This window comes from Vibrio sp. 10N.286.51.C3, assembly GCF_003050065.1.
GTDB lineage: Bacteria > Pseudomonadota > Gammaproteobacteria > Enterobacterales > Vibrionaceae > Vibrio > Vibrio crassostreae.
Genome location: NZ_PIGC01000018.1, coordinates 1 through 14,828 on the forward strand (window position 1 = coordinate 1; position 14,828 = coordinate 14,828).

The 14,828-nt window shown below is 44.6% G+C and carries 16 protein-coding genes; 4 read left to right on the forward strand and 12 right to left on the reverse strand.

The window, feature by feature from the left end; genetic code table 11:
* Positions 1 to 58: 58 nt before the first annotated feature.
* From CWO27_RS17765 to artP, 6 genes are all read right to left on the reverse strand, one after another.
* A complete protein-coding gene (locus CWO27_RS17765) occupies positions 59 to 1,123 on the reverse strand; it encodes an IS91 family transposase (RefSeq protein ID WP_258185204.1) in 1,065 nt (354 codons plus the stop codon).
* Entirely contained in the window at positions 1,120 to 1,977 is an 858-nt protein-coding gene (locus CWO27_RS17770) for a tyrosine-type recombinase/integrase (protein ID WP_099166413.1), read from the reverse strand. Before CWO27_RS17770 ends, CWO27_RS17765 begins: the two co-directional genes overlap by 4 nt.
* A gap of 379 nt (positions 1,978 to 2,356) precedes the next feature.
* Positions 2,357 to 3,025, reverse strand: coding sequence for an arginine ABC transporter permease ArtM (gene artM / locus CWO27_RS17775; protein ID WP_061026092.1), 669 nt, complete (start codon positions 3,023 to 3,025; stop codon positions 2,357 to 2,359).
* A complete protein-coding gene (gene artQ / locus CWO27_RS17780) occupies positions 3,022 to 3,708 on the reverse strand; it encodes an arginine ABC transporter permease ArtQ (protein WP_017083621.1) in 687 nt (228 codons plus the stop codon). The genes artM and artQ overlap by 4 nt, the downstream gene beginning before the upstream one ends.
* Before the next feature lie 3 nt (positions 3,709 to 3,711).
* The gene (locus CWO27_RS17785) at positions 3,712 to 4,443 is read right to left on the reverse strand and encodes a lysine/arginine/ornithine ABC transporter substrate-binding protein (protein WP_107899310.1); all 732 of its coding nucleotides are present in this window, start codon (positions 4,441 to 4,443) and stop codon (positions 3,712 to 3,714) included.
* A gap of 120 nt (positions 4,444 to 4,563) precedes the next feature.
* A complete protein-coding gene (gene artP, locus CWO27_RS17790; protein ID WP_107899334.1) occupies positions 4,564 to 5,292 on the reverse strand; it encodes an arginine ABC transporter ATP-binding protein ArtP in 729 nt (242 codons plus the stop codon).
* 555 nt (positions 5,293 to 5,847) lie between these two features.
* On the opposite strand from artP, the gene CWO27_RS17795 reads away from it, so the two are divergent.
* Both CWO27_RS17795 and CWO27_RS17800 read left to right on the forward strand, forming a co-directional pair.
* The gene (locus CWO27_RS17795; protein ID WP_102479040.1) at positions 5,848 to 7,671 is read left to right on the forward strand and encodes an ABC transporter ATP-binding protein/permease; all 1,824 of its coding nucleotides are present in this window, start codon (positions 5,848 to 5,850) and stop codon (positions 7,669 to 7,671) included.
* Positions 7,672 to 7,820: 149 nt separating this feature from the next.
* Positions 7,821 to 8,285 carry an acyl-CoA thioesterase gene (locus CWO27_RS17800; RefSeq protein WP_017061819.1) on the forward strand — a complete coding sequence of 155 codons (465 nt, stop codon included), beginning with the start codon at positions 7,821 to 7,823 and terminating at the stop codon, positions 8,283 to 8,285.
* 187 nt (positions 8,286 to 8,472) lie between these two features.
* Here CWO27_RS17800 and CWO27_RS17805 read toward each other — a convergent pair whose 3' ends face one another.
* The gene (locus CWO27_RS17805) at positions 8,473 to 10,728 is read right to left on the reverse strand and encodes a peptidase U32 family protein (RefSeq protein ID WP_017061818.1); all 2,256 of its coding nucleotides are present in this window, start codon (positions 10,726 to 10,728) and stop codon (positions 8,473 to 8,475) included.
* Between the two features lie 104 nt (positions 10,729 to 10,832).
* Between CWO27_RS17805 and CWO27_RS17810 the strand changes: the two genes are divergently transcribed.
* The gene (locus CWO27_RS17810) at positions 10,833 to 11,495 is read left to right on the forward strand and encodes a glutathione S-transferase (RefSeq protein WP_102431855.1); all 663 of its coding nucleotides are present in this window, start codon (positions 10,833 to 10,835) and stop codon (positions 11,493 to 11,495) included.
* 179 nt (positions 11,496 to 11,674) lie between these two features.
* On the opposite strand, the gene CWO27_RS17815 is transcribed toward CWO27_RS17810, so the two are convergent.
* Genes CWO27_RS17815 through CWO27_RS17825 form a run of 3 tightly spaced genes read right to left on the reverse strand, consistent with a single transcriptional unit; the run spans position 11,675 to position 12,678 of the window.
* Positions 11,675 to 12,124 (reverse strand): GyrI-like domain-containing protein, encoded by a 450-nt coding sequence (locus CWO27_RS17815; protein WP_102529982.1) that lies wholly within the window; start codon positions 12,122 to 12,124, stop codon positions 11,675 to 11,677.
* Positions 12,125 to 12,184: 60 nt separating this feature from the next.
* A complete protein-coding gene (locus tag CWO27_RS17820) occupies positions 12,185 to 12,418 on the reverse strand; it encodes a hypothetical protein (protein ID WP_102266822.1) in 234 nt (77 codons plus the stop codon).
* 8 nt (positions 12,419 to 12,426) lie between these two features.
* Entirely contained in the window at positions 12,427 to 12,678 is a 252-nt protein-coding gene (locus CWO27_RS17825) for a Rho-binding antiterminator (RefSeq protein WP_048658678.1), read from the reverse strand.
* Between the two features lie 205 nt (positions 12,679 to 12,883).
* Here CWO27_RS17825 and CWO27_RS17830 point away from each other — a divergent pair, with 205 nt between their 5' ends.
* Positions 12,884 to 13,249, forward strand: a complete 366-nt coding sequence (locus CWO27_RS17830; RefSeq protein ID WP_102479142.1) for a c-type cytochrome — start codon at positions 12,884 to 12,886, stop codon at positions 13,247 to 13,249.
* Positions 13,250 to 13,327: 78 nt separating this feature from the next.
* Here CWO27_RS17830 and catB read toward each other — a convergent pair whose 3' ends face one another.
* Positions 13,328 to 13,954, reverse strand: coding sequence for a type B chloramphenicol O-acetyltransferase (gene catB, locus CWO27_RS17835; protein WP_102479143.1), 627 nt, complete (start codon positions 13,952 to 13,954; stop codon positions 13,328 to 13,330).
* 105 nt (positions 13,955 to 14,059) lie between these two features.
* Positions 14,060 to 14,791 (reverse strand): SDR family oxidoreductase, encoded by a 732-nt coding sequence (locus tag CWO27_RS17840; protein ID WP_102529980.1) that lies wholly within the window; start codon positions 14,789 to 14,791, stop codon positions 14,060 to 14,062.
* Between the last annotated feature and the right edge of the window lie 37 nt (positions 14,792 to 14,828).

The following is a 14,828-nucleotide window of genomic DNA, read 5'->3' on the forward strand; positions in this document are numbered from 1 at the left end:
CAACGATAATTTTATTCATTATAATCAGACAACTAGGTCAGTTGGTACTCTGAAACGACTATCCTAGGTCTAATATTATGCACACGAGTACCATGCTGTTGCTATGGCAGTTCGGACAACACGGTTTCTCTTTCAGCACTTCCGATTTCTCTGCGGGTCGCTCTCGTAAGCTATGCCTAATTTCCGCTATCGCTTTTACCCGTACAGCATTAGCTAAAAAGCCATAGTAGCGTATTCGCATTAGCCCTTTAGGCAACACATGTAAAAGTAAGCGTCGAAGCAACTCGCCCGCATTACAACACATTCTTTGAGTCCCGTTGGTTCGATAATCTTTGTAACTCATCGTGATACGGCCATCCACGTTATAACTTAATTGGTTTGGATTTAACCCAATACGATTGCAATACCGAGATAGATAACCCACTACCGCTGTGGGCTCGTGGAGTACAGGTTTACTGTACACAACCCATCTCTTACTAGCGGCTTCCTCTAATAAATTACTGTGCGTCGCTATCAACTCGCTTACTCGACATAACATCTCTTTCTTAAAACGAACGGATAAGGCTTTAACCGGAAGCAGGTAACTCTCTTTTCTTGTCGGTTGCCATTGCCGATCTTTTGTAAGCACCCCACTCGGTAGTAGGCAATGAATATGAGTATGTTGACTCAGATTTCTTCCCCAAGTGTGAAGAACCATTAATGCTCCAAGTTGACCGACAAGGTGATGCCGCTCATTAGCAAACGCGCATAATGTTGCCCACACTGAATGAAACAAGCATTGATAAACCACCTTAGGATGCGCTTTAACCAGAGCATTGAACTCGTGAGGTAAGGTAAAAACCATATGATGGTAGGCCACAGGTAAAATATCTTGGCTTCGCTTTGTTAGCCATTGCTGTCTCATCTGCTCTTGGCAATTGGGGCAATGACGATCTCGACAAGAGCAGTTCCAACGAGTTTCATGACCACATTGCTGACAACGCCAGTCGTAACTACCCATACGCTCCGTTCGGCAGTCTCTTAAATGGTTAAGCACTTGCCACTGCCTCGGTGTGACTTTGCTTTTATCAAGCTCTTCTAAACCTTGTGTTAATACGGCTTGGTAAGGAGATAATGCGTTCATTCGCTCTCCTCCCATAGTTGAGCAACTAAGTCGAACTTACTTCCGTCCGAGCTTTCGTTGTGATGACCTATCCAATGGGTGTACCTCAATGTCGTTTTGATATTCGAATGTCCGAGGTAACGCTGCAGAACATTCAAAGGCATGCCCGATTCGAGCTGATGAGTCGCATAAGCGTGCCTCAAGGCGTGTATTCCTCCTAATTTTCTGACGTTTGCCTCAACTTTTGCTGCTTTGAAGCACTTCTGCAAAGAGCTAATACCCAATGGCTTTTCGGGCTCTAGGCTGGGAAACAGCACTACGGTTGGGTGATAATGACGCCAGTAATTTCGAAGATGATTCAGTTGGCTATCACCCAGTGGAACAAAGCGATCTTTTTTACCTTTACCACAATGAATGTGCAGTCGTTTCGCCGTACCATCGATGTCTTTCACGTACAAGCCGACGACCTCACTGACACGTAGGCCACACCCGTAACACATTTCAAGTGCGGTCTGATATTTAAGACTTCGACAATGACTAATGATACTTCTTACTTCCTCGCGATTAAGCAGCTCCGGTATTTTACTGGCACGTTTAATCGGGGGAACCAGTCGCTCTTCAAATTCTCTATTCAAAACGGCACGATAAAAGAACAAGATAGCATTCAAAGCTTGAGCACAAGTACTACTACTTAAGCTCCGCTCTGTGGTGAGCGTACGTAAATAAGCACTAATCTGTTGATCGGTGAGTAAATCAGGGGACAGATCGTAAGTAGTAGATAGATCTTTAACCCAACGTAAATAGCTTGCATGAGTTTTCGGAGAAAAACGGCGAACCGCCATTTCATCGATAAGTTGTTGTCTTAATGGGCTCATGATGTATTCCTTAATCTATGGATACATCATAAGTTTCGTCTATCGGATAGGTGAGAGGAAAGTCCTCCGCGAAGCGGCTTAGTTCAACAGCTATTAGACCGAAAAATTCTGCATTTAAATATAGAATTTTTCCATCTAGTTTCATATGCACGGTAATCTATCACGATTAATCACAGCATTTCAGTGACTTAAAACATAGATAAACCCATTGAATGACAAAATGCAGAATATTCCCATATAGTATGAATTTCGTAAAAACCCCGAATGGCTGGATATAAAAACAGTACTCGTGTACGTACCCCAAAAACAAAAAAGCCTGCCATTTATGAGAACATAAATGGCAGGCTTTATACGTTAGTTAAGCTTGTGAGTAGCTAGCTTACGCGGCTTCGAATGCGAGGGCCTTCTTCTCTACCTGACGGAAGATCAGCGTTAGTATGCCGTTTACTGCTAAGTAGAATGCGCCAGCAATGCCGAACACGGTTAGCGTGTCGTAGGTTTGGCCGTTGATACGCTGTGCGTAGCCCATCAAATCCATGATGGTGATGGTGCTTGCCAGTGACGTGCCTTTGAAGACTAGAATCACTTCGTTCGAGTAAGCTGGAACGGCGCGGCGTAGAGCGTATGGCAGTAACACTTTCAGCGTTGCGATTTTGTCCATGCCAAGTGCGCGACATGCTTCCCACTGCCCTGCTGGAATGGCGTTGAATGCGCCTCTGAACAGTAGCGTGCTGTATGCGGCGGTGTTCAAAGCTAATGCTAACATTGCACAGAACCAAGGTTGGCTTAACCAAGTCCATAGGAAGCTTTCACGAATCCAATCGAACTGACCCGGGCCGTAATACACCAAGAAGATTTGCACCAATAATGGTGTGCCAGTGAACAGCGTGATGATGCCACGTGTTAACCAGTGAATCGCCGGTATTCTTAGGATTAGCGTTACCGTCATCAGCAGTGACAAGATACAACCAACAAGTAATGAAGCGCCTGTGAGTTGCAGGCTGGTCGCTAAGCCCTCAAGCATTTGAGAGAGGTATTGTTGATTCATGCCATTGCCCCTTTGTTACCCAAACCTTGAATAGAGAACTTACCATCAATCACTTTTACCAATCTTTGTGTGATTAAAGTGATGACCAAGTAGATTGCTGCTGCTGTCGCGTACCAAGTAAATGCTTCGTGCGTTGCCGCTGATGTTAGTTGTGCTTGTTTCAGCAAATCCGTTACGCCAATCAGCGAGACTAATGCAGTGTCTTTTAGTAACACTAACCATTGGTTGGTTAACCCTGGTAGCGCGTGTCTTACCGCTTGAGGTAAAACTATACGAAAGAATGAACGTGATTGAGAGATACCAAGCGCGCTTGCTGCTTCTCTCTGCCCTTTGCTTACTGCTTTCAAAGCACCACGGATGGTTTGTGAAGCGTAAGAAGCAAAGATAAGTGACAGTGCAACAACACCAGATAAGAACGGGCTCACTTCTATGAAGTCGCCAGTGATCATAAACAGAACTTGTGTCGAACCAAAGTAGATAAACAGTACGACCAGAATTTCTGGTAAACCACGAACAATCGTCACAAATGCAGTCGTTGGCCATTTGATTGCAATACGACGAGACATCTCACCACTTGCAAACAAAACTGCTAGAACCAATCCAACCAATAGACTTACGAATGCAAGCTGAACAGTCATCCAGCTTGCTTCGACGAGCCCTAAAGAGTAACCCGTTAATTCCATAAATTACTTACCGAAGTACTTGTTGAAGATCTTGTCGTATTCGCCGTTTGCTTTTACTGCTGCAAGTGCAACGTTAAGCTGGTCTACAAGTTCTTGGTTGCTCTTGTTTACTGCGATACCAAAGCCGTTACCGAAGTACTCTTGGTTTGTTACTTGGTCGCCAACATACATTAGATTGTCTTCTTTCTTGAACCATTCTGCTACAACGGCTGTGTCACCGAATACAGAATCGATACGACCGTTTTTCATGTCGATGAATGCATCTTGGTAACTTGAGTAAGGTACCGCTGTAACGCCAGTCATTTGCTCAAGTAGGAAGCTCTGGTGAGTCGAACCGTTTTGAACACCAACACGCTTACCTTCTAGTGCTGCTTGGTCTGCTACTTTGCCTTCGAAAGAGATGAATGCTGCAGAGTTGTCGTAGTATGCGTTAGAGAAGTTCACTTGTTTAAGACGCGCTTCTGTGATGTCCATTGCCGAGATAGCTGCATCGTAACGTTTGAATTTAAGTGCAGGGATCAAGCTATCGAATGCTTGGTTGTGGAAAGTACACGTTGCTTTCAACTCTTCACAAAGTGCGTTTGCTAAGTCTACGTCAAAACCTTGAATTTGGTTGTTCTCATCCATGTATTCGAATGGTGCGTATGTTGCTTCCATTGCGAATTTGATTTCTTCTTGCGCCGCTGCGTTGAAAGAAGCAAGGCCGATAAGTGAAGCTAGTAGAATCTTTTTCATTTTGTTACTCCGAATACTGTTTGATAGCGGCCTGTGGCCATTCTTATAATTTGATTGTTTTAATTGATGTTGTGTTTAGCTAAATCTAGTGAGTCAACTTTCTTTTAATACGTGACTTACTTAATGAGTCAAATATTCAGCAAACTCAGGTGTCTGCGGATTAACGAATGAATCGCTGGTGCCGTGTTCAACGATGTACCCTTTCTCTAGGTACAGAACGTGGCTAGCAACCTTCTTCGCGAAGTCGACTTCGTGCGTCACGACCACTTGGGTAATGCCCGTTCCGCTCAATTCTTTAATAATGCTCACGACTTGGTTGGTGATCTCAGGATCAAGCGCCGCTGTTGGTTCATCAAACAACAACACATCCGGCTTCATCATCAGCGCACGTGCAATCGCAACACGCTGTTGTTGACCGCCAGACAGTTGAAGTGGCCAAGCGTCGGCTTTGTCTGCAAGTTGAAGTGTCTTTAGTACTTCTTGCGCTTGCTTAATCGCTTCTTGCTTATTCAAACCCGCAACTTTCGTCGGTGCTTCAATCAAGTTTTCCATCACCGTCATGTGTGGCCATAAGTTATATTGCTGGAACACCATGCCGACTTTACGACGAAGTTTAAGCCCTTGCTTCTCTTGGATCTGACCAGCAAAGTCGAATTGCTCGTTAGCAATATCTAATTCGCCGTTGTCCGCGATTTCTAGCAGGTTCAAAACACGCAGTAGTGAACTCTTGCCAGCGCCGCTTGGGCCAAGCAATACCAAGGTTTCGCCACTCTCACAGTCGAAACTGATGTCATGAAGAACTTGGGTATCACCGTATGATTTGTTGATGCTCTTTACTTGAATACTCATGCCACAATACTGCATTAATTGTCATTTGTTGGTTATTCTATTCAATCCGCGGTTTTATGCAAGAAAAATGTATAAAAAACTACTTTGTTGAATTTTTGTAACAAATATCGCACAAAAGACAGTCGCTATAACTGGTCTTACAACCAAAAGTTGCAAGTCATTGATAAAGTTAATATCGAGACAAAAAGCAATCGTTTCGCTATCAATTTATAAATCATCGTTCGATTGGTAACTTATGAGTGCACTCTCCTATAAACGCCAATTTACTTGCATAAAAATTAGGGGTAAATCCCCTGCTTTGGTATCGAGCTGACAGAATCAGAATGCTTAGTTTTCCTTTCAGGTCGTTGCGAATTATTCATTTAGAGGTGAGGAAATATTGGAAATTGAGTTTCCTAGGGAGCGTCACAGCGCAATAAATGCTTTAATGGGTTCTATTCTCAATAGCAATTACTTCCCAGCGAACAACGCGCAGTACAGGCAATAAGTCATAAACCATAAGCAATAAGTAATAAGCCATCTATTTTTAAAGCGACAACACATTAAGGCAGTCATATGCAAAACGATGTCTCTTCTACGCTCGACTCAAACCAGCGACAGACTCAAAAGAATCCCGATGCCAAACCTGAGAAAAAAAGCCTCAGTATTTTGTTTGAGCTCAGTAAATTCATTAAGCCTTATAAAGGTCGTGTTATTGCAGCGTTGATCGCGTTGATCTTCACGGCAAGCTTAACCCTTTCCGTCGGACACGGTATTCGTCTTCTCATCGACCAAGGTTTCAGCCAACAATCACTCTCAGATTTAGGCAGCGCGATTCAATTCATCATGGTCGTGGTCGTATTGATCTCGATTGGTACTTTCTTCCGCTTCTATTTGGTTTCTTCTGTTGGGGAACGCGTGAGTGCGGACATTCGCTTGTCGGTTTTCAATCATGTCGTTACGCTGCATCCGAGTTACTTCGAGACCAATGGCAGTGGAGACATCATGTCGCGCATCACAACGGATACTACTCTGCTTCAAAGCATCATAGGTTCATCGTTCTCTATGGCGATGCGCAGCGCGTTGATGTGTGCAGGTGCAATCATCATGTTGTTCGCGACCAATATTAAGCTGACGTTGATTGTATTGGCCTCGGTACCGTTTATCTTGATTCCGATCCTTGTGTACGGGCGCCGTGTAAGAGCCCTATCTCGCCAAAGCCAAGATTCCATGTCTGATGTGGGTTCTTACGCAGGTGAGGCAATTGAGCACATTAAAACGGTGCAAAGCTACAGCCGAGAAGAGCAAGAGAAAGCATCATTCGCGGTAGAAGTGGAAAAGGCGTATGAGATTGGTCGCCAGCGTGTAAAACAGCGCGCGATTCTTATTTCTGGCGTTATCGTGATTGTATTTAGTGCTATTGCAGGCATGCTTTGGGTTGGCGGCAGTGATGTTATCAACGGCACTATGTCGGCTGGTGACTTAGCGGCGTTTGTGTTCTACGCAATTATGGTTGCTTCATCGTTAGGTACGATTTCTGAAGTGATGGGTGAACTGCAACGCGCGGCAGGTGCGACCGAGCGATTAATCGAGATCCTACAAGTTGAAAGCCATATTGTTGCGCCAGTTGCGAATCCAACTTCGCTTGCTAACGTAACGCCAGAAGTTGCATTTGATGATGTGACCTTCTGTTATCCATCAAGACCGGACCAACCCGCAACAAGCAACCTCACGCTTACTGCCCATGAAGGCAAAGTGTTGGCACTGGTTGGCCCGTCTGGCGCAGGTAAAACTACCCTGTTCGAACTGCTGCAACGTTTCTACGACCCACAAGTGGGTAAGGTCACCTTAGGCGGTGTTGAACTGAATCAGTTTGATCCTAACGAGCTAAGAAAGCAGATGGCATTGGTACCGCAACAACCTGCTCTGTTCAGTAACGATGTGTTCCATAACATTCGCTACGGCAACCCGCAGGCAACAGACGAGCAAGTGATCGAAGCGGCGAAGAAAGCGCACGCACACGAGTTCATTCAAAACCTACCTGATGGCTACAACAGCTTTCTTGGTGAACGTGGTGTAAGGCTTTCTGGTGGGCAGAGACAACGTATTGCTATCGCACGTGCCATCTTGAAAGATCCAAATATTCTATTGTTGGATGAAGCAACCAGCGCACTAGACAGTGAAAGTGAGCATCACGTACAACAAGCGTTAGAAGAGTTAATGCGTGGCAGAACGACGATCATTATCGCCCATCGATTATCAACAATTAAACACGCCGACCAAATTGCGGTGCTCGATAAAGGACAACTAGTAGACATCGGCGACCACCAGTCTCTCATCAATAGCTGCGAATTGTACCAACGCTTGGTTGAGCTGCAATTCAAACACCTTAGTGCCTAACTATTGAGTGGATGTGCAACTAAGTCACTGACATTGTGTGGTTTCAAGCTTCAAAAACTTAAATCACGCGTGTTGCAGTTTTGTTAATTTAGCGGTAGGGTTTTTATTCCAATAACAACTTATCCCTACATAACAATAAGAGAGTTCGCATGGAAGCACTATTATCTGACTACCCGGTAGTAACAGAAATCCCTGTCGCTTGGGGAGAAATGGACGCACTCAATCACGTTAACAACGCTGTATATTTTCGCTATTTCGAAACCGCTCGCTTAGATTTTTTCAAGCACGTCGAGCTGATGGAAGAGATGGCGATTACCAAAGTTGGTCCTGTTCTTGGTGACACTTACTGTAAGTATTTCCGCCCAGTCACGTATCCAGATACCTTGATGGTCGGCTCACGTGTTACCGATATTCAAGATGACCGATTCACCATGGAATACGCGATTGTCAGTAAGGCTCAACAGAAACTGACGACCGTTGGCACTGCGACTATCGTGATGTTTGATTTTGCTTCGAACCAGAAAGCCCTGCTCTCGCTGCGCTTAACCAATGAAATCGAAAAGATGAACACGTTGAAAAGCCCATGCTTCAAACAAGAAGCCGTGACAGAATAACGTATTCGTTGGTTGAGAAAGATTCAGAAAGTTTCAGACATTAAAAAGGCCACTCGATTGAGTGGCCTTTTGTTTATTGGTTCAGAGTGCTTATAAGCGGTTGAGCGTTATAAACCTTGAACGCTCTTTGCGTTAGAAGCTATAAGCCTTACAGCCCATAGACATTGAACCCTATAAACCTTGTACGCTATAGACCTTGCACGTACTGAGCATTAGTTCGAACTTCAACCATCTGCTCTAGGTTCTGTTGTGAACCTTCAACGCCGTTCAGTAGCGCTTCGAAATGCTTGATAAGCTCAACTTTGTCTTTCACTTCTTTAGAACCTGCACCGATGTTGGTTAGGTCAATGAAGAACTCGTCGAACAGACCAGAGAAGTCAGTTACTGCGTCGTGGTTCAAGAACTGCTCGTGGTTGTAAATGCTTGGGTAGCCACCCTTCTGTTTATCAACCGCAAAAGAGATGCCTTTCACGTTGGTAATCGTGGTCGCTTTCTCACACTTCAACATACAACCTGCTTCGATGCTTGGCTTGTTACAACCCACGGTTCTTTGGAAGAAACACTGACGGCTGGTCATCATCAAGATTGGGTGGTAAATGCTGTAGAACAGTTTGAAGTTCTCTGGGCGACGAATATGACGAATCTGACCTTTGTTGATCTCGTTCGAAATGAATGCGCCTGCACAGTTCAGCTCTTCTTTCAGAGTAACCAGTGCGTGAGAGTTGGTCGTGTTCATGAACGGGCCTGCAACCCACTCAATACCCATCTCGTAAGCTTTGTAAGCAATACCCGTGTTGTTGGTTACGATGCGAGCTGGCTTGATCTCTTCAAGAATACGAACCGCTTCGTCGTAATCTTTACCGATCAATACCGCTGGGAACCAAGGAATCAAACGTGGGTTTGCTGCCAAGATGTCGATGTACTTGTTACAACGCTTCTTGAAGCTTTCTGGAAGTTTGAAGTAAACATCCGCGTCAGTCACGTCACACAGGTGTAAGTCTTCTACATCGGCGATAAGCATCGACATAGTCGGCTTCTCGTTCACTTTAGGGTGCTGAGGCAGTGCTGGCACTTCAACGTGCTTAATCACTTCCACAGAGCCGTTCAGAATGAAGTCGATCTCGTCTTTTAGGTCTGAAACTTCTTTTAGAGGAATCAACAAGCCTGCATCCACTTCACTGAAGTCGTGGCTTTCTAGCGTGTGAACTGCACTCTTCACGTTTTTGAATCGCTTCTCAAGTAGCTCTTGAGTAATCGCCTTCTCTTCAACCGCTTTCAATAGCGATTTAGATTGAAGAGTAAAGTTCTCTTTTGGCGTGTTCACAGTCACCGTAAATGGTTGACCCACTTTTACGCTGAACGACAGTGCTACTGGTGTCTTGCGAATATCAAGGAACTCGATCTTGTCACGCATTTCGTTACCAAGAACGTCTTTCGCTTGGTGAAGTTCGTTGGTCACTTCTTGAATTTGTACTACTGAGATTTCGTTGTTCTGCTCCGTCGCTTTCTCAACAGCGTAGTTCATGCTGTTGTCGCGCGGGTTATCGATGAACATGTCTTTCGTTAGGTTGCCCTTTAGGAAAGAGTTGGTGAAATCACGGTTGAATACTTTGTGCAGGTTCGAATCGTCTTCTATCAACAAACCACTTTCCACAAAGCTATCAATCTGTTTACGCCATGTGTCTACCACGGTGTAAACGTAGTGTGCGCCTTTAATGCGGCCTTCTACTTTCAGTGAGTCGACTTTCGCGTCAACCAATTCAGGTAGGTCGTAGTATGCTGAGTTATCTTTCAGGTTGAGTGGGAACTTGTTGCCCGCGTTGGTGATTTCGTATTCATCACGACACGCTTGGCTACAACGACCACGGTTACCTGAGTTACCCACACTTACTGAGCTTGAGTAACATTGACCAGAGAATGCGATACACAGAGCGCCGTGTACGAACACTTCGGTTAGTACATCGTGATCGTGTGCCACTTCCGTCAGCATCTTGATTTCAGGCAGGTTCAACTCACGAGACAAGTTAACGCGCGTCGCGCCAATCTTAGACAAGAACTTAATCTGGCCTTCGTTGTGCGTAGTTAACTGAGTCGACGCGTGAACGTCTAACGATGGGAAATGCTTCTTAACCAGGTTGAATAAACCCAAGTCTTGAACAATGATGCCATCGACTTTGGTGTTCACAAGCTGGTTCAGCAGTTTGGTGATGCTCTTAGTCTCGTGCTCCAGTAGCACAACGTTAAGAGTCAGGAACACTTCACAGCCGTATTCATGAGCAAGGCGAATCACACCATTCAATTCGTCTAACGATAGGTTAGAGGCTCTGTTACGAGCGTTGAATGTGTCTAAACCACAATAAACTGCATTAGCACCCGCTACGATGGCGGCTTTTATCGCTTCTACATCGCCACCTGGGGCTAATAACTCAATTTTTCTGCTCATTTTTGAAGTCGCTCACTTACTTATAATTTTTAAGCCGCGTATTCTACCCACATCACGATCTCTTTACCACCGTACAACACTTTTCAAACTAAATGACCTCAATAATGCCGAACGAATCCGATCTACCTATCCTTTATTCTTTGCGCCGTTGCCCTTATGCAATGCGCGGACGAATGGGCATCGCACTATCACAGCAAAAAGTGTTACTTCGAGAAATCATTACCAAAGACAAGCCTAGCGAACTATTAGCCAGCTCGCCAAAAGGGACAGTACCGGTATTGGTGTTACCCAACGGACAAGTCATTGAACAAAGCTTGGATGTGATGAACTGGGCACTTCAACAGAACGATCCTCAAGATCTTCTGCGTTCAAGTGAGCCAATACTTAGCGAACAAGTGCAACAACTCATTAAAACCAACGATGAAGAATTTATTAGCTATTTAGAAAAGTATCGTGCATCGGTTCGTTACCGAAACATCGATGTTGAACAACGCCGACAAGCCTGCGAAACCTTCATTAGTCAGCTGGAAGCGCGACTCACCGATCAGCCCTACTTTTTTGGAGAAACCCCAAGCTTGGCCGATTTTGCGGTGATGCCTTTTGTCAGCCAGTTTGTGCGAGTCGAAAAGAAGTGGTTTGTGAAATCGGAATATCAAAACGTAGGACGTTGGTTAAGAGCGCATCTCGAAAGTAAGCTCTACACCCAAGTAATGAAGCAATACCCTTTGTGGAATGAAACCAAGCACGATTGTCTTTTTGGTGGATAATGGTAATTCAAGGATAGAGAAAGCGTAGTAATCAAGATAAGTACGTGACACTGTATCTTCTTTGTAATGAGCAGATATTCAAAGGCTTAACTGGGTTTCCGTTGTCTCTTTACCGGTAGCTACTGTCTCTTAACTAGCGACCACAGTCTAAGCTAAGCCTTTTGTTCATTTTAAACCAATCACTTAATCGCAATCGAAATCTCGACTTCAGTTTCACCTTTGTAGAATTCGAAATCTGTTGTGTAAGCTCGAACATGTGGGCAGTCTGCTGCGTTGAAATACGCCCACACTTCACCCCATAGGTCGATCACAGCTTGCGGTAATTCACCCTCAACAGAAAACGTTAAGTACTTGCCTGCTTCGATATTGGTTTCAACTAGATTATCTAAACTATTATCGGTAAGCGCATTGGTACACGCGATAACATCAAACTCGCCCGTAAAGTCAGACTGGTAGTTGGTGTAGACACCATATACTTTTGAATCCGGGGTTAGTTTTGGAAATGCTTGGTCAAAAAAGCCCTGCCACAATTGCCCAATTTGCGCCTTAGCCGGATCAACCTCATAGGTATTGTTGGTTCTTACCGAGAAACCATATGCTTTTACCGCTTCTAATATTTGCTCTTTCACTCTTCTATTTCCTAAGCCATTTTCTTAAACCAGAAGGTTCAGTACGCGTTGAATCGAATTCTAATCTTGAATCTCTTTGTGTCCGCACTTTTCACACACAACATGACGAGAAAACTCATCCATAGAGGCGATAAAAGGCCCCAAAAACCACCCTTTAATTACGCCTGCGATAAATTCATGTCGCTTTTGGTTTGGCTTGCCTGCAAATGCACTTTCCTTTCTAACCAAAACAACAACGTGTTGCGTGCGTTCACGACAAGATGTGCAGTAGCCTTGTTCTATTGAATTATTCATATGTCACCCTATGACGTTTTGAAAGATATTTGCTTAAAATGAGGGTTGTCGACACACACTTCTAATTCGATAATTTCAGTCAACACAACAAGTTGTTCTCGACCTTCAACACTTAGCTTGATGCACTCTTCTCGGTCTTGGTTACGCTTAGTATCTAAAGCAACACCTTCAACCCATTCACCAGAATTCAAAGTCAGCTTAATTGGGTACCGGTGCATACACACAATTTCAATATAATCGTAATCACTGCAACTAATCATAATGCCTCCCATTCATCCATCACGCTAATGCGGCACGCTGTACTATGCAAACTGTTTATAATCAATCATTTACTTAGATCACATTGCTTACCTTTAATCACATAAGCGAATTTAAGTTAAGTTTAGTCTCGCTGTAGTCATTCACGTTTCTTTTACTCACGCTTATTTATTCTTGCACCGTTAAATAACAATCGAGAATAAAACAATGAAATACATCAACCAGTTACGCGTGTTAGCTTTCTTGGGTTTAGTCGCTTCAATGATGGCGTTTAGTGCGAGTGCTGCCTCAGAAGTCGATGCGAGCCACTTCGCCAATGGCAAAACCAAATATCGACAGCTTTGTCAGGTGTGTCATGGCGACAAAGGTCACGGAGACGGGCCTACAGCCGCTTCATTGCCACACAAGCCCGCTAACATCGCTAATAAATTGAGCGGCTTTTTTACCAGTCCAAGTTCTTTGGCGGATGACATTTTAGAAGGCGATGTAGAGCAAGGCAGGCCAGCGTGGCAAGGTGTAATCACAAAGCAAGATGCTCTGGATATTCTGACGTACGTAGAAGCAATTCAGTAAGTTTTCACTTGTTTGAGTATTCTTGTATAAACATCATGTGGGAATATATTTTCACGCGAAGCTATATCGGGAAGGCGACTACTTGAGCGCCTTCCAGTATTGGTAAAGTCCACCGATATCTGAAGAACACATCAGCGACATTGCACCTTTGATTTGCTCTTCGCTCCATTCCCACCATTTCATTTCTAATAGCAGTGTAATTTCCGCTTCGCTAAAGCGGTATCGAATGTGGCGTGCTGGGTTCGAACCGACAATCGAGTATGGTGCAACGTCTTTAGTCACAACCGCTCGACTTGCAATGATAGCCCCATCACCGACCTTAACACCGCTCATAATCATCGCTTCTGTACCGATCCACACATCGTTACCAATCACAGTGTCGCCTGAGCGTTCAAAGCCGTCTATCGCACCTTCAAACTTCTCATCCTCTTGATAGAAAAACGGGAATGTACTCACCCACTGGTTTTGATGGCCTTGGTTGCCCGCCATCATGAACACGGCGCCAGAACCAATCGAGCAATAGCTACCGATGATTAACTTATCGATGTCGCTTCTATCCGGTAAAAGGTAACGCGCACAGTCATCAAAGCTGTGGTTATGGTAGTAACCCGAGTAATAACTGTGCTCGCCCACAATGATATTAGGATTGGTCACTTGTTCTTTGAGTGACTTGCCGACAAACGGGCTTTCAAAATAGTTTTTCATGTTTGTACTCTTAGTTTCGTTCTTTTAGTTAGGTACTTTTGTTGCTTGGTTCTTCACAAGCGTTTTTTAGAGCCTACGTTCTCTTAATTTTAGAGCCCCTAAGCCCTATCGACCGCCCGCAATATCAATAAATGAGCCAGTGACATATGAAGCTTCATCTGATAACAACCAAGCGATAGAGTTCGCGACTTCTTCTGGTGTGCCACCTCGTTGTAACGGTAGCTGCGAAGCTAGTCTGTCTACGCGATCAGGCTCTCCGCCGTCTGCGTGCATCTCCGTGTAGATACAGCCTGGTCTAACACCGTTAACGCGAATATTACGCGCAGCCAGTTCAAGAGATAACCCTTTGGTCAATGAATCCATCGCACCTTTCGATGCTGCGTAATCCACATACTCAAACGGTGCGCCTGTGCGAGAAGCGGCAGACGATACATTCACAATCGACCCAGCACCATCGGCTTGTTTGATAAAGGCTTTACTGCATAAGAAACAGCTTGAGACATTCGATTTCATGACCTTTTCAAAGCGATCAATCTCGATGTCTTCTAGTGCAGATTGGGTAAATAAGATGCCAGCGTTATTGACCAAGTGGGTAATTGGCCCAAGCTTATGACGTGCAATTTCGAACAGGGACTTTACGTCAGATTCTACCGACACATCGGCACGCACACAGATAGCAGTACCGCCCTGATCGCGTATCTCATTCACCAGTTCATCAGCTCTTGATTCATTGTGTATGAAATTGACACACACCGCATAGCCTTGTTTTGCTAATAGCTTCGATGTAGCGGCACCAATGCCTCGGCTTCCGCCTGTAACGATTACGGTTTTGTTCATGAAATCTCCTAACTCGCTGACTTTTATTTATCTGATT

Coding starts and splice junctions, on each gene's coding strand:
- CWO27_RS17785 (WP_107899310.1), bottom strand. CDS start 4,443: ATGAAAAAGATTCTACTAGCTTCACTTATCGGCCTTGCTTCTTTCAAC.
- CWO27_RS17840 (WP_102529980.1), bottom strand. CDS start 14,791: ATGAACAAAACCGTAATCGTTACAGGCGGAAGCCGAGGCATTGGTGCC.
- CWO27_RS17810 (WP_102431855.1), top strand. CDS start 10,833: ATGCCGAACGAATCCGATCTACCTATCCTTTATTCTTTGCGCCGTTGC.
- artP (WP_107899334.1), bottom strand. CDS start 5,292: ATGAGTATTCAAGTAAAGAGCATCAACAAATCATACGGTGATACCCAA.
- CWO27_RS17830 (WP_102479142.1), top strand. CDS start 12,884: ATGAAATACATCAACCAGTTACGCGTGTTAGCTTTCTTGGGTTTAGTC.
- CWO27_RS17765 (WP_258185204.1), bottom strand. CDS start 1,123: ATGAACGCATTATCTCCTTACCAAGCCGTATTAACACAAGGTTTAGAA.
- CWO27_RS17820 (WP_102266822.1), bottom strand. CDS start 12,418: ATGAATAATTCAATAGAACAAGGCTACTGCACATCTTGTCGTGAACGC.
- CWO27_RS17800 (WP_017061819.1), top strand. CDS start 7,821: ATGGAAGCACTATTATCTGACTACCCGGTAGTAACAGAAATCCCTGTC.
- catB (WP_102479143.1), bottom strand. CDS start 13,954: ATGAAAAACTATTTTGAAAGCCCGTTTGTCGGCAAGTCACTCAAAGAA.
- CWO27_RS17825 (WP_048658678.1), bottom strand. CDS start 12,678: ATGATTAGTTGCAGTGATTACGATTATATTGAAATTGTGTGTATGCAC.
- CWO27_RS17795 (WP_102479040.1), top strand. CDS start 5,848: ATGCAAAACGATGTCTCTTCTACGCTCGACTCAAACCAGCGACAGACT.
- artQ (WP_017083621.1), bottom strand. CDS start 3,708: ATGGAATTAACGGGTTACTCTTTAGGGCTCGTCGAAGCAAGCTGGATG.
- artM (WP_061026092.1), bottom strand. CDS start 3,025: ATGAATCAACAATACCTCTCTCAAATGCTTGAGGGCTTAGCGACCAGC.
- CWO27_RS17770 (WP_099166413.1), bottom strand. CDS start 1,977: ATGAGCCCATTAAGACAACAACTTATCGATGAAATGGCGGTTCGCCGT.
- CWO27_RS17805 (WP_017061818.1), bottom strand. CDS start 10,728: ATGAGCAGAAAAATTGAGTTATTAGCCCCAGGTGGCGATGTAGAAGCG.